11 protein-coding genes are annotated in these 15,245 nt (G+C 33.1%); 10 read left to right on the top strand and 1 reads right to left on the bottom strand.

The features are described 5' to 3' along the window. Nucleotides 1-11: 11 nt before the first annotated feature. The 6 genes from J2Z35_RS08790 to J2Z35_RS08765 all read left to right on the top strand — a co-directional run bounded on the left by J2Z35_RS08790 (nucleotide 12) and on the right by J2Z35_RS08765 (nucleotide 10,418). Nucleotides 12-1,808 (top strand): LTA synthase family protein, encoded by a 1,797-nt coding sequence (locus J2Z35_RS08790; protein WP_209661031.1) that lies wholly within the window; start codon nucleotides 12-14, stop codon nucleotides 1,806-1,808. Between the two features lie 232 nt (nucleotides 1,809-2,040). Beyond that, a complete protein-coding gene (locus J2Z35_RS08785; RefSeq protein ID WP_209661030.1) occupies nucleotides 2,041-4,110 on the top strand; it encodes a DUF5693 family protein in 2,070 nt (689 codons plus the stop codon). Then, nucleotides 4,103-5,206 carry a polysaccharide pyruvyl transferase CsaB gene (csaB, locus tag J2Z35_RS08780; protein ID WP_209661029.1) on the top strand — a complete coding sequence of 368 codons (1,104 nt, stop codon included), beginning with the start codon at nucleotides 4,103-4,105 and terminating at the stop codon, nucleotides 5,204-5,206. The genes J2Z35_RS08785 and csaB overlap by 8 nt, the downstream gene beginning before the upstream one ends. A 35-nt stretch (nucleotides 5,207-5,241) precedes the next feature. Next, nucleotides 5,242-6,009, top strand: a complete 768-nt coding sequence (locus J2Z35_RS08775; RefSeq protein WP_209661028.1) for a WecB/TagA/CpsF family glycosyltransferase — start codon at nucleotides 5,242-5,244, stop codon at nucleotides 6,007-6,009. Between the two features lie 182 nt (nucleotides 6,010-6,191). Then, entirely contained in the window at nucleotides 6,192-8,567 is a 2,376-nt protein-coding gene (locus tag J2Z35_RS08770) for a Lon protease family protein (RefSeq protein ID WP_209661027.1), read from the top strand. 153 nt (nucleotides 8,568-8,720) lie between these two features. Next, on the top strand, nucleotides 8,721-10,418 hold the full coding sequence (locus J2Z35_RS08765; RefSeq protein WP_209661026.1) for a sulfatase-like hydrolase/transferase: 1,698 nt from the start codon (nucleotides 8,721-8,723) through the stop codon (nucleotides 10,416-10,418). A 58-nt stretch (nucleotides 10,419-10,476) separates the two neighbouring features. Here the strand turns inward: J2Z35_RS08765 and J2Z35_RS08760 are convergent, their stop codons facing one another. Further along, the gene (locus J2Z35_RS08760; protein WP_209661025.1) at nucleotides 10,477-11,055 is read right to left on the bottom strand and encodes a 5-formyltetrahydrofolate cyclo-ligase; all 579 of its coding nucleotides are present in this window, start codon (nucleotides 11,053-11,055) and stop codon (nucleotides 10,477-10,479) included. Nucleotides 11,056-11,224: 169 nt separating this feature from the next. Here J2Z35_RS08760 and ftsE point away from each other — a divergent pair, with 169 nt between their 5' ends. The 4 genes from ftsE to J2Z35_RS08740 are packed head-to-tail and all read left to right on the top strand — an operon-like array spanning nucleotide 11,225 to nucleotide 15,096. Beyond that, nucleotides 11,225-11,911, top strand: coding sequence for a cell division ATP-binding protein FtsE (gene ftsE, locus J2Z35_RS08755; RefSeq protein ID WP_209661024.1), 687 nt, complete (start codon nucleotides 11,225-11,227; stop codon nucleotides 11,909-11,911). Beyond that, nucleotides 11,901-12,791 (top strand): permease-like cell division protein FtsX, encoded by an 891-nt coding sequence (ftsX, locus tag J2Z35_RS08750; protein WP_209661023.1) that lies wholly within the window; start codon nucleotides 11,901-11,903, stop codon nucleotides 12,789-12,791. Before ftsE ends, ftsX begins: the two co-directional genes overlap by 11 nt. Before the next feature lie 12 nt (nucleotides 12,792-12,803). Continuing rightward, the gene (locus J2Z35_RS08745; protein ID WP_209661022.1) at nucleotides 12,804-13,925 is read left to right on the top strand and encodes a murein hydrolase activator EnvC family protein; all 1,122 of its coding nucleotides are present in this window, start codon (nucleotides 12,804-12,806) and stop codon (nucleotides 13,923-13,925) included. A gap of 19 nt (nucleotides 13,926-13,944) precedes the next feature. Continuing rightward, complete coding sequence (locus J2Z35_RS08740; protein ID WP_209661021.1) at nucleotides 13,945-15,096, top strand: S41 family peptidase; 1,152 nt, start codon at nucleotides 13,945-13,947, stop codon at nucleotides 15,094-15,096. Nucleotides 15,097-15,245 lie beyond the last annotated feature (149 nt).

Below are 15,245 nucleotides of genomic sequence, written 5' to 3'. Positions count from 1 at the left end.
ACGTGTTTTAGTTGAAAAAAATACATATAAAAGGAGCAGGCTATATAGGGCTGCTTCTTTCTCTTTTATTTTCAGTACCTATGGTTTTTATGATTGAGATTGCAAATAGAAGCTCAGTATCAGAAGGTTTTTATTTTTTGCTTAACAACCCAAGACATGCATTTATAAATCTGTTTATATGCTTTGCAATTAATATGTTCCTATATTCTATATTTTCAAGGGCAGCTATATCATCTATTATAACCTTGCTTTTAACTGGGGCAATGGGTTTTGTAAATATGTCAAAGATGAAATATCAAGGTCAACCTTTTCTCCCTTGGGATATATATTTTGTACAGGATGCACTTAGGGTAATGCCTGCTATGCAGGGGGATCTTATAGATAGACAGGCTAAAATATTTTTAGTTTTTGGACTTTCAATAATGATTTTACTTATTCTATATTATGTTTTTTTTGAACGTAAGATTTATATCAAGAGATTTAGCAAAACTAAAATTTTATCAAAAATACTAATAGTAGGTTTTGCAATGAGTATTTTGGCGGGATTCTCTTTTGAGAGTAGTCACAGAGCCAATTTTTTTAGGGAAAACGAAATAGTAAACTATTTTTGGAATCAAGGAGAAAATTATAAAGAAAATGGATTACTTCTTGGATTTACAATAAATCTCAGCAATATAATAATATCTAAACCTCTAAATTATAGCGAAAACCATATGAAGGATATTAATGATGTGCTAATAGATTTTGAAGCGGACAATGGGGAAAGACCTGATATAATAGTCATTATGTCAGAAGGTCTTGCTGACTTTAATAAGGTTGAAGGTCTAGTATTTTCCCAGGATCCAATGCCAAAATTTAGAGAGATTGGATCAAAAGGTATGATTGGAGAAGTTTATGTTCCTGTTCTAGGGGGGAAGACAGCAAACACAGAGTTTGAATTCCTTACAGGGTATAATATAAAGCATCTTCCAGAGGGATCAGTGCCTTATCAACAACATATAAAAAACGATATTTTTTCACTTGCCAGAGTTCTTAATGAACAAGGATATTCCTCTACTGCTATTCACAATAATATTGGAGAGTTTTGGAATAGAAACAAAGTTTATGATTTTATGGGCTTTGATAGGTTTATAGATATTGATGGATTTAAAAATCCATTTTTCTTTGGCTCATGGATGTCTGACAAGGACATGATGAACAAAATAATAGAAGTACTTGAGAAAGAAGATGAAGATAATCAATTTATATTTGCAGTTACAGTTCAAAATCATGCACCTTACTATATTCCTACTGGACTTGATGAGATAATTGTAGAGGGAGAACTTTCTGAAGAAGATAAAGAGATGCTTCAAAGATATCTTACAGGTGTAAAGGCTTCTGATGATGACCTTTATTACCTTTATGAATATTTAAAAGAAAGGGAAAAACCGGCCATAATATGTGTGTTTGGAGATCATCTCCCAGGAGGATTTGATATGTATAGAACCCATCCATATTACCTTAACATGAAGGCTGGTACTAGCAGAAAAGACCTTTTTGCCACACCGTATCTTATATGGGCAAACTATAAAGAAGAACCGAAGGATATGGATTTGGGTGCTAATGCTCTTCCTGGCGCAATGCTTGATTATGCAGATACAAATTTAGACGGATTTTTTGGATATGTATTTAATCAGTATTTAGATAATGACCCGGAGCAGGTTTACTTTAATATGTCACCAACAGAAAATAATCTTATTAATTTTAGAGAGACAGAGTTTTCTATTTTATACGATGATTTATTTGGGAGAAAATATAGATTTAAATAATATTTGTTTTATGTTGAAGGCTTTTAATATTATTATAGCAATATACAAAAGTTAGGATGTAATTTCTTGGAAATTACATCCTATATTGATTTTAGGGATAAGATAAGCCCTTGTAAGAAATTTGTAAACTATGTTTATTACTAAAGGCTTTATTTTTAATACAAAGGTATAGCTAGTTAGTGTATAATAGTATAGCTAAGCAGAATGATAATTGATGAAAGGCGGAATAAAAATGAAGATAGAGAGACTATTCGCTCTTGTACTGGCGATTGGACTTATATCCTCCTCTTTAATATTGTTTCAAAGAGCTGATGTGGAAAAAGGATATAAAAACTATGAAATTACTTTAGATTATACAGAAATGGTTAGATTCGCAGATATTGGTGAAGAGGACCTGGATTATTATCTAAGAGAATTTAAAGAAGCAGGAGTAGCTTCAATAAATATAGGAGAAGCAACTATAAACTCTCTTAAACAAAACATGGATTTTAAAATAAAAACAGAGCTTGAAGGATTTGACCTCGTTGTAATGGGTAGTCCTCAGAGTCTTGAGTTTGTTGAAAATGGCCTTAAAGATACACTTATAGAACAAAGAAATATTACATATCGAGATGAAAACACCCTTGTAATAGAGGGTTATCCAAGGGATTTTGGATTTGATACTACTATAGCAAGAGATTTCAACGGAAACAGAATCGGTGGAAGTCATATAGGACAAGTCTCAAAACTTGAATACGCAGGACTTGGATTCTTAGATTCTGAAATTGAGACTGCAAAAGAATCAGGACTTAATGTTCTTTTAAGACCTGTATATGTTTCTCAGATTCAAAATTCAAGGGAAGCCCTTCAAAGATTTGAAGATACTTTAAACAGACACTCTATCGACCAAAGATATATAATCTTTGGAGGAGAAGAGGCTATAGGAACTGATGATGAGCTTGAAGCTCTGGCAGAGCTTATGGAAGATAGAAATATATCAGTTGGAATGATTGAAGCATCTGTACAAAGAGAGCATCTTGATATGGCAGGAATGAAGCCCCTTGTAGAAAGGCTTAATTATGATGCAGTAAGAATATTTACTACTTGGCCATATATTCAGAAAAGATTCGATTATGGAATACCTCTTCACCACAATGGTGAAGAGATTATGAATACCTATTACAGAGCAATAACAGAAAGAAACATCAGAGTCATTTACTTTAGACCATTTATTACTCCAGCTGGAAAAGTAGTTACTGATATGGAGCTTTATAAAGCAAGGTTTGGAGAACTTCAGCAAAGACTTGAAAAAACTCACTCTATAGTCCCTGGAGAAATTAATGCAATGGATTATTTGAGAGCGAGAAGAACTCTTCAGATGTTATCTGCTCTGGGAACTCTTGCAGGAGCATTTATAGTCCTAGACAATCTATTTAAAATAAAGAGAAAACATATTTTATCTTTATTTGGAATTTCTATTGTGGCAACAGCTGCAATATATGTTTTAAATATAAGACTTGATATGGTAAACAAAATGTTCGGACTGCTATCAACAATTATTTTTCCATCTATTTCAGGTATGTTTGTCCTTGCTACAGTGAGGGAAATACTAAAGCAGAAAAAAGAAGCAAGTATTGGAACAGCTTATTTCAGAGGAATACTCATCCTCCTTCTAGCTGTTGTAATATCTCTTATTGGAGCGATATTCCAAGTGGCATTTTTTGCCCAAAGCAAATATCTTCTTGAGCTTGATATTTTTAAAGGCGTAAAAATATCTCAGGTAGCTCCTATGGGAATTATAATGCTTGTTTACCTATCATACTTTGGATATGGTAGAAAAAATGATGAAATATATATCAAATACGAAGAATTAAAGGAGTTTTTCCTTGGAAATATCAAAATCTGGCAAGCACTTATTGTTGGGGTCCTTCTAGGAGCAGTTGCCCTTCTTCTACTTAGAAGTGGACATGAATCTAATGTAGAGCCATCGTCTATGGAGCTTCTTGTAAGAAATCTCCTTGAAATATTCTTGCCGGCAAGACCTAGAAACAAGGCATTCTTACTTGGATACCCAGGACTTGTTCTAATGGTTTATCTTGCATTTAAAAAGAAATTTGTATGGAGCTTCCCAGCATTTGCATTGATTGTAATGATAGGGCAGAGTAATATATTAAACACCTTCTCACATATAAGAACCCCAATTTATATGTCATATCTTAGAGTAAGCTATGAGCTTGTAATAACACTATTTACATCAGCTATCTTTGTACTTGTGGCAGAGGGGGCAATAAAACTCATAGAAAAGGGAAAGGGAAATGCCTAAGATATTAATTTCTGGATATTATGGTTTCAACAACATAGGGGATGAGGCTATATTAAAAGGCCTTATAGAAGGTGTAAAAAGGATATTTGAAAATGTGGATATTGTGGTTTTGTCACAATATCCTGATTTTACAGCAAAAAAACACAATGTTAGGTCTATAAAAAGAACCAGCATTGGAGATATGTTTAGAGAAATGAAGGACATGGACATCCTTGTAAGTGGAGGTGGGTCTTTATTTCAAGATGTTACTTCAAAACGCTCCATAGCTTATTACCTAGGAATAATTTGGCTTGCCAAGAGAATTTTCAAAAAAAAGGTCATGATATACTCCCAAGGGATTGGACCAGTAAATAAAAAATATAATAGGTGGATGCTAAGGCAAATTCTCAATTCCGTTGATGTAATAAATGTAAGAGATGAAAAATCCAAACTTGAGCTTCAAACAATCGGGGTCAAAAAAGATATACTTGTAACTACAGACACAGTATTTGGAATAAAAAGACCTTGTCTTTCAAAAGGAAAAGAAGTTTTGACCAAGATGGATAGATATAAGGATAAGCAATATATAGGAATATCAGTAAGACCTTGGAAAAATAATCATGATATAACAAGGGAGGTTGCTAAGCTTTGCGGCAAAATAATAACTGAGCTTAACCATACTCCTGTTCTTATACCTTTTCATTTTCATAAAGATCTAAAGCTTATGGAAAACATAAAAAAAGAAGTGGATGAACTTTATAGAGATAAGGTAGTTCTTATGGATGAATATCTTTATGTTGATGAATACCTTTCTTTGATAGGGAATATGGACATTATGGTTGCTATGAGACTTCACGGCTTGATTTTTTCTGTTCTTATGGGAGTATATCCTGTTGGAATATCTTATGATCCAAAGATTCAAAGCTTCATGCATATGATGAATAGGTGCGATGCACTTGATGTTGAGCATATAAATGCTGATATTTTATTTGAAGAATTAAAAGAGGCTATAAAGGAAAACTCAAAAAACGTTGAGGAGCTGGAAAAAAGCCTAGACAGTTTTTATAGTATGATAGAATTGCAAAATCAAAAGCTTTACGAACTTATCAAAAGCTAAAGTTATTTTAAGTTTATAGAAGGGAATGTTTTATTTTGGATAAAATCAAGATACTGGGAGTTCCGATAGATAGAGTTACAATGAGAGAAGCAGTTGCAAGAACAGTAGAAGCTCTTTCAAATGATAAAAAGTTTTTTATAGTAACTCCAAACAGTGAAATAGTTTTTCATGCCAATAAAGATAAAAAACTTCATACTATAATTGAAAAAGCAGATATGGTAGTTCCAGATGGCATAGGACTTGTAATAGGCTCAAAAATTGTAGGAAAACCTCTAAATGAACGAGTGACAGGGATAGACCTGATGGAGAATTTGCTAAAGTATGCAGATGAATCTGGAAAATCTATTTATCTAATAGGAGGCAAAGAAGGGGTAGCCCAAGAAGCAGGATTTAATATAAAGGAAAAATACAAAAATCTTAAAATAGCAGGCACTCATCATGGATATTTTAAGGGTTCTCATACAGGGCATCCAAATTCCAAAGAAGAAACTTTAGCAATAGAGCATCTTAATGCTGCAAATCCAGACATAGTTTTTGTAGCCCTTGGAGCTCCAAGACAGGAGTTTTTTATAGATTCCAATATAGAAAAGATGAATGGAAAAGTTTTTATGGGTGTAGGAGGAAGCCTAGATGTGTATTCAGGAAAAGTAAACAGAGCACCTAAGATATATCAAAATCTAGGTTTAGAGTGGTTATACAGACTAATTCAAGAGCCATGGAGATTTAAAAGGATGTCAGCTCTTCCTCTTTTTTTGATATATGTATTACTAAAAAGAGATAAATCTATAAACAGAAGCGACTAATAATATAAAAATTTTTAAATAAAAAACAAGGATAAACCATATCTTTGTTTTTTTGTTGGAAAAATTTAAAAACCCTATTAAAAACAAAGTAAATAATCTGTGTGTTTTTTTTAGATTAGGGTAACTATCACAATAGATTTACTGATAAATAAGGGCAAATTGCTCTTAAAGGGGGAATTGTTGTGACAGTCGATATTTCAAGATATAGACTAGAAGAAGAATATCTAAAGTTAAACTATAATATGGAAGATTTTGATTTTGAAAGTACAAAAGATTTAAAGCCATTAAAAGGTATAATAGGCCAAGAAAGAGCAGCTGAGGCCCTTAGATTTGGACTTAAAATGAAGGCTAAAGGTTACAATATATTTGTAGCAGGACTTAGTGGTACAGGAAGAAGCAGCTATACATTTTCAGTTGTTGAAAAGATTGCAAAATCTAAAAGAAATAATAAAGATTATATCTATGTATTTAATTACAATAATCCGGATCAGCCTCTTGCAATTAGTTTTCCTCCTGGAAAAGCAAAGGAGTTTCAAAAGGATATAGAGAGTATGGTAGATAAGCTTTATGAAGAAATTCCAAAGGTGTTTACATCAAGGGAATATGAGCTTAGAAACGCTGAGATAGTTCAGAAATACGAAAAGATGGGACAGAATTTAATTGAAGAACTTAATGAATTTGCAAAGGAAAGAGGATTTTATTTTCAGCAGAGTCAACAGGGTCTGATGACAGTTCCTCTAAAAGAAGATGGAACATTAATGTCAGATGAAGAATACAATAATCTTTCTGACGAAGAATTTGCAAGGCTAAGGGATCAGTCTCAGGAATTAAACAAAGAAGTAACTGAATATATGAACAGAATGAGAGGCTTTGAGCAAAAACTTAGAGAAAAAATAATAGAGCTAGATAAAAAAACTGGGGAAAGGGTAGTTTCCTTTTTTATAGATGATTTAATAGATAAATTTACTGAAAACAAAAAAGTAATTAAATATCTTCAAGATATGAAAAAAGACATGATAAGTAATATAGGCAAATTTAAAGGTAAGCCAAAGCATGATGGAAATCCATTTGCCCTTCAAAGAGAAGATCCAAAAAAATTTTTAGAAAGGTATAGAGTGAATCTATTTATAGACAACTCTGAGCTTGTAGGCGGACCCATAATAAATGAAACCAATCCAACTTATTATAATCTAACTGGAGCAATGGAATATAAAAATGAGATGGGTTTCCTTACAACCAGCTTTTTAGATATTAAGCCAGGGGCACTTCACCTTGCTAATGGAGGATTTTTGATATTAAACGTAAAGGATTTATTTTCCCATCCTTTTGCTTGGGAGGGATTAAAGAGGTCTCTAAAAACAGGAAGAATAACAATTGAAACCCTTAACAAACAGTACGGATATGTGGTGACCTCAACATTAAAGCCAGAGCCAATTGATATGGATGTAAAGGTTGTACTCATTGGAGATTACTGGACCTATAGCACTTTATTTAACTATGACGAAGATTTTAGAAAATTATTTAGAATAATGGCTGATTTTGATATAGAAATGCCTCGCTCTTCAGAAAATGTATATAAGTTTGCAAGGTCCATAGCAACCCAGTGCGAAGAAAAAGGACTTAAGCATTTTACTAAAAAGGCAGTAGAAAAAGTTGTAGAATATAGCTCAAGGCTTGCCGATAACAAAAACAAATTAAGTGCTAAGTACAATCAGCTCGTTGAAATTCTATATGAATCAGATGCTCTTAGCGATGAAGATAGCGAAGTTGTTACAGAAAAAGATGTTCAAAGGGCAATAAATGCAAAAAAATATAGAAATAACAAATATGAAGAAAAATTAAATGAAATGTACGAAGATGGTACCCTTCTTATAGATATTGAAGGAGAAAAGATAGGTCAGATTAACGGTCTTGCTGTTATGGGAACTGGAGAATATTCTTTTGGTAAACCTGCAAGGATTACGGCATCCAGCTACCACGGAAAAACAGGTATAATCAACGTTGAGAGGGAAGTAAGAAAAAGCGGCTCAATACATGACAAAGGTGTCCTGATACTTGCGGGATATATAGGAGAAAAATACGGAAAGGAAAAATCCCTTTCTGTTACTACCTCAATCACTTTCGAGCAAAATTATTCAGGAATAGAGGGAGATAGCGCTTCATCTACAGAACTTTACGTAATAATTTCAAGTATAGCTCAAATCCCAATAAAACAGTATATTGCTGTAACTGGCTCCATAAGCCAAAAAGGAGAAATTCAACCTATCGGAGGAGTAAATGAAAAAATAGAGGGTTTCTTTGATGTATGTACTCTTAAAGGTCTTACAGGAAATCAAGGAGTTATAATACCTCATCAAAACGTAAAAAATCTAATGTTAAAAGATGAGGTTATAGAGGCAGTAAAAAAAGGTACTTTTCATATATATTCAATAGAAAATGTGGAACAAGGACTAGAAATACTAACTGGAATGTCAATAAAAGATATTGATGAAAGGGTTAAAGAACATCTTGAAGCATATGAAGAAAAAGAAGTGGACGAAGATCAAGATAATGAATAGATATATTATTAAAAACTTCCTTAAAGATAATTAATCTTAAGGAAGTTTTTTTTGACAAAAATTCTCAAATATAACATAATAATTAGAGATTTAACGAAAATTTAACAGTGTGGTTAATTAAATAAAAATTTTAGGAAAGGAATCAAACAGACATTGAATATATATAGTAAAGCCTTAGAAGATATATCAATAAGTATAATCTATGGAGTTCTCTTTTTTGTACTTATAGAAACTCCTATATGGATTTTTCAAAGCCATGTATTTGAATCTCAAAATATGAGCCAAGCTTTCATATCTATTGCCTTTTTTTGTTTCTTAATTCATGCTATAAGAACCTTCTTTTCAGAAAAGGATATGGTAGTTGTTCTTCTTTTGATTGCATGCTTTATGATTATTTCCAACACAATTACCTTTATATTTCATTTTAGGATGTTCGTTCCCTATGACATAGTGATGGCTTATAAGGGGAGAGATGTTGCTACAATGTTTTTACCTTCTCTAATGTCCTTTGAGTTAATTATATTTCTAATAACTTTAGCTTTAGGAGTATTTGGTATTTATAAGCTAGTTGAAGTTAGGGAAAATGAAAAAAATGAATATATTCTTAAAATACATAGTGAAGAAGTAGAAAAAAAAAGCTCAAGTCATGGAATAATATTGATTGCTTTAGTTATTCTAGGATTTTCAAATATAGGGTACTTCACTCCACACCTTATAACTACAAATATGCTGACTTTTTTTCCACGATATGTAAAATCGGATTTTAACTATATTTCAAAATCAAACTATAATAAGGATATACCGATTGAAAGACTTGATAGTGACTATGATGTAATAGTGATTCAGTCGGAAACATTTTTTGATATTTCTAAAATAAACGAGCTTACACTTTCTGATGATGTGACTAAATACTTTAGAAAATACCAAAGTGAAGGGATGGGCGGAGAAATCTTTGTTCCTGTAATAGGAGGCTCTACAGTTAATACAGAATTTGAGTTTTTAACTGGGCTTCAAACTAAATATTCCAATTATTATATGCCTTATCAGAATTCCATTACGGAAAAAATGCCTAGTCTAGCGTGGGATTTTAGAGAAATTGGATATAAGTCAATAGCTATACATAATTATAAAAAGGAGTTTTATAGAAGAGATGAGGTCTATCCTCTTTTAGGTTTTGAGAAATTCATATCTATGGAAGACTTTGAAGAAGCAGAATTTATTGGAGGATGGATGAGTGATAGAGATATATTTCAAAAGATTTTGAGTGAGCTTGATAAAAAAAGCAACAAGCCTAGATTTATATTTTCAGTAACTGTTCAGAATCATGGTCCATTTTTTTATAGGGATTATAAAGATAGATTTTATATAGTAAACATAAAAGGACTTCCCAAGAGAGATAAAGAGCAAATGGAAAGCCTTGCTACTGGATTGAAATATTCGGATATAGCTCTTAAAGAGTTTATGGATGAGATAAAGAAAAGAGATAGAAAGACTCTGGTTGTTTTTTATGGAGATCATCTTCCATCAGCAGAATATAAGATGTATTCTTCTCTTGAATATTTTAATGAACCAGAAAAAATGTATACAAGTGATTATTTTATCTGGTCAAGTGAAGGAAATATAAAAGGAGAAGAGGATATGCCTATAGTCTATCTTTCTAGATATCTTAAAACCATGTTTAAAGAGCCCACTAAAGTTGATAGTTTTGTACTAAACAATGTAAGTACTAAAGCAGAGTACTTTGGAGTATTTGATAAGGCTCCTCCATATAAGAGTCTTATAAATACAGTGCTTGGGTTTTATGGCTTTAATGAGGACTATGAATCTGCGCTTACTATATTTCAAAAATAACAATCTAAAAAGAGGTATACTTGATTGAATATAAAATCAGTATACCTCTTTAAAGACGTTATCTTATAATTTCTCTTTCAGTTACAATTAAGTCCATTTTTTCATCATACCTGTCTATAGGGACTTCATCATAAATCTGGACATCAAATGCAAGGGAGCATTTAAATGCATCTTCTCTAAGGGTTTTTATAAACCTGTCGTAATATCCTCCCCCATAACCCAGCCTGTATTTGTCTCTAGAGAAGGCGACCCCAGGTACAACTACAAAATCTACTTCTTTGGGGTCTGTCTCCCTTACATTATCTTCTCTTGGCGTCCTGATTCCATAAAAACCAATATCACAATCAGCCTTGGGATCAGTTATATGAGAGAGAAGTAAAGATCTGGGTTCTTTGATGCATATAGGAACAACTATTTTTTTTCCTTGAGATAGAAGGAAATCTACAATACTGTCTGTAACTACCTCACTTTTAAAATTCAAATAAATCATCACTGTTTTTGCATTAATAAACTCAGGAAGCTCTTTTAACTTAGAAAAAATTTTTTCGGAATTTTTTAGAATCTCTTCACTTGTAAGGGAGTCTCTCTTATTTATTGCATCAACTCTTAAATTTTTTTTTCTAGTTCTTACATCCATAACAAACCTCCTATATGACAAGATTGTAATATGATTTTTCTCTGCTACATTATATAATCAGTATAGCAAATTATAGTTTTATTGTAAAAAAAGCTTAATTATTTGGTATAATTAAAAATGATTCACATTTATAAATTTTGAAAGTACATGAAAATCCAGGAGTGATGTTGTGATAAAGTTTGAAGGTGTTACAAAAATATACAAAGGTGAAAAGGTAGCGTTAGATAACGTAGATATAGATATCAAAAAAGGAGAATTTGTTTTTTTAGTAGGTTCATCGGGGGCAGGAAAATCAACTTTTATGAAACTCCTTCTTAAAGAAGAAGAGCCTACAGAAGGAACGATAACAATAAACGAGATACAAACCACAAAACTATCAAGGAGAAAGGTTCCTAAACTGAGAAGAAGTATGGGAATAATATTTCAGGACTTTAGACTTCTTCCCAATAAAACAGTTTATGAAAACATTGCATTTGCCATGGAGATAACTGGGAACAAGGCAAAAGATATTAGAAGAAAGGTACCTTCTGTCCTTAGCATGGTGGGTCTTAGTGATAAAGCAAAGTCCTATCCTGCAGAGCTTTCAGGTGGAGAGCAGCAAAGAGTTGGTATAGCAAGGGCTATCATAAACAATCCTTCTCTTCTTATAGCAGATGAGCCTACAGGAAATCTAGACCCTGTAAATGCAAGTGAGATAATGAGGATTCTAAAAGATATAAACAAACGAGGCACTACTGTGCTTGTGGCGACCCATGCGAAAGAGCTTGTTGACAAGATGCAGCAAAGAGTAATAGCTTTAGATCACGGCAAGGTAGTGAGGGACGTAGAAAGGGGACTTTACAACGATGCTAAATAGTATTTTTTACAACATATCAGAAGGAGTGAAGAGCCTTTGGAGAAACAGAGGAATGACACTGGCTTCTATAGCTTCTGTTGCAGCCTCATTATTTGTCCTTGGTATTGTTCTTTCTGTAGTTCTTAATATAAATAATTTTGCAATTACAGCACAAAGCCAGTTTGACAGTATACAGATATTTTTAATAGATGACATAGATACTGGAGAAATAGCTAGCTTTAAAAGAAAGATAGAAAACATAGATGGGGTAAAGGACGTGGTTTTTGAGTCAAAAGAAATGGCTATGGAAAAATTTAAAGAAAGATGGGGCGAGGAAGCACATCTTCTGGAGGGAATAGATAATCCTCTTCAAAATTCGTTTATAATTGAAGTGGTTTCTATAAATAGAGCTGATGCTGTAGTTAATTCTATTAGAGGAGACTCTTTTATAGACAACATTAGCTATTACAAGGATGTAATTGACAAGATGATTACTATTTCAAGGGTGATAAGCACAGCTGGGCTTTCCATAATTTTGCTTCTTTCAACAATTTCTTTATTTATAATTGCAAATACGATTAAAATAGCCCTTTATGCAAGGAAAAGGGAAATTAATATAATGAAGTACATAGGAGCTACCAACTGGTTTATAAGATGGCCTTTTGTAATAGAAGGGCTTTTCTTAGGTCTTATAGGCTCTCTAATAGCAGCTGGTGCAGTTTTTTCTCTTTACAGTTTTGTATATTCAAGACTGGCAAACGAGACATATTCGCTAATCGGAGGATATCTTTTACCTATTGATACAATATTTGACAGTGTATTTATTATATTTGTAGCTATGGGAATAGGAATAGGTATACTGGGAAGTCTTGTATCCCTTAGGAGATATCTAAAGGTATAGGAGGAGATTACTATGAAAAAAGCAATTATAGCTGTCCTTATAGGTGCATTATCTATAGGAAGCTTATCATATGCAACTAATTATAATCAAAAGCTTGAAGATGTAAAGGATAATATAGGAAATGTCCAAAACCAAAGGAAAGAAAAAGAAACTCAGGTTCAGGCCATAATGAGGAGAATAGAAGAGCTTGCATCTATGATAAGCATTAGCGAAAATAAAATAAAGGGTATTGAAGGAGATATATCTTCAAAGGAAAGGGAAATAGTTACTACAGAAAATGAAATTGTAGTTCTTGAGGATAATATACAGACAAATACTGATTTGCTTGGCCAAAGACTTAGAGTAATGTATAGGACTTCTGATATAGACTATATTCAGGTACTTTTAAACTCTGCTGATATTGAAGAGCTACTATCCAATATGAATATGATAAAAAAAGTAGTAGAACAAGACAAAGAAATTCTAGGAGAATTAAAAGGCCAGAAAGAGCAGGTAGAGCTTAAAAAGAAAGGTCTTGAAGAAGAGCAAAGAAAACTTGTATCCCTAAGAGTATCTCTTGAAACAGAAAAAATAACACTAGAGAAAAGCAAAGAAGAGCAAGACAAAAATAGAAGACTTGTCCAATCTGAAATAGATGACCTTAAGGCTATGGAAGCAGAACTTCTAAAAGAAGCAAAGAATCTTGAAAACAAAATCAGAGAGCTTCAAAGACAAAAAGGAATTGGAGGAAATTACAAAGGGGGAGTGATGGCCTGGCCTGTAGCTGGTGGAGGAAGAGTTACATCTCCCTATGGAAATAGGATTCATCCTGTTCTTAGAGAGAGGATATTTCATACTGGTATAGATATAGCTGCTTCAAGTGGCACGGCTATACTTGCCGCAAATGACGGAAGAGTAATATATACTGGATATAGAGGAAGCTATGGAAATACGGTTATGATTGACCACGGCGGTGGAATAGTGACTCTTTACGCCCATGCATCTTCTATAGTGGTATCTGAAGGACAAGATGTAAAGCGTGGAGATACAGTCTCAAGAGTAGGGTCTACAGGAAGATCCACTGGTCCTCATCTGCACTTTGAGGTAAGGGAAAATGGAAATTACGTCAATCCATCTAAGTACATAGGTGGCTAAAGATTGGAGGACATAAATTTTGATATCAAAAAAAAGAGCCTTTTTTATAAGTTTAATGCTTGTAATCGCATCATTTTTTGGAAGTCTTGCACTTAATATAAGTTTGGGGAATAGAGTTGTAATAACCAGAAGTGATTATGAAAATCTAAAAGAACTTTCTTCAGTAATATATCTAAAAAATGAAATAGAAAGAAACTTTTATGAAGAAGTGGATAGCGATAGTCTGCTACTAGGCATGAAAAGAGGATTATTTGAAGGTTTAGGAGATCCATACTCTCAGTTTTATACAAAAGAAGAATATGACAGACTCATGGAATCTACATCTGGAAGCTATGTAGGTGTAGGCCTTGTAGTTTCTCCAGGAGAAGATGGATTCATCACGGTGATAGGGCCTATAGAGGGGACTCCTGCTGATAGAGCTGGAATAAAACCAAACGATAAGATACTTGAAGTAGACAACGTGAAACTATCTGCCAGAGAACTTGATATAGCTGTTTCTATGATGAAAGGCGAACCAGACCAGAAGGTAGTTCTTACAATCCAAAGAGAAGGACAGCCACCATTTGATGTAGAAATAATAAGGGAGAGAATTGTCCTTAAATCTGTAAATAGCGAGATGATGGATGAAATAGGATATATTAGAATAAGTAGTTTTGACGAAAAAACTGGAGCAGAGTTTAAAGAAAATTTAGACCTTATAAAATCAAATAATCCCAAGGGCCTTATAATTGACCTTAGAGATAACCCAGGAGGATATCTAGATCAGGTCAAAGAGGTAGCAGATAGTATAATGGGAGAAGGAACAATAGTTTACACCCAAGATAGAAAAGGGGAGAAAAGGTTTTTAAAATCAGATGCAAATGGCAGTCTGGATATTCCTCTTGTAATCCTTGTAAATGAAAATAGTGCATCGGCTTCTGAAATACTTGCTGGAGCCGTTAGAGACAATGAAGTTGGAACCCTTGTAGGAAATACTACATTTGGAAAGGGCCTTGTGCAAAACCTAATACCTCTTAGAACAGGAGAGGGATATAAGATGACAGTTGCCCAGTACTTCACCCCAAATGGAGAATATATAGATGGCACAGGCATTACCCCTGAACATCTTATAGAGGACGAAGATGAGCAAATGGAAAAGGCTATAGAAATAATAAATGATAAGGTACAATAATCATTTAAAATTCAATAAATATAAATTTTAGCTATTAGACATAGTTAGATAGGTGGGGCTGTCGGGAAATAGCCCCTTTCTAAAAAGCGACTTTGTCGCTTTTTTTAATTCTTAAAAAAATATAAAAAAAAGGCAGCAAATTAATGCCA

Origin of the sequence: Acetoanaerobium pronyense, assembly GCF_017874355.1 — a bacterium.
Taxonomy (GTDB): Bacteria; Bacillota; Clostridia; order Peptostreptococcales; family Filifactoraceae; genus Acetoanaerobium; species Acetoanaerobium pronyense.
The sequence above is the reverse complement of the archived record's forward strand: the minus strand, read 5'-3'. Positions and strand labels throughout refer to the sequence as shown.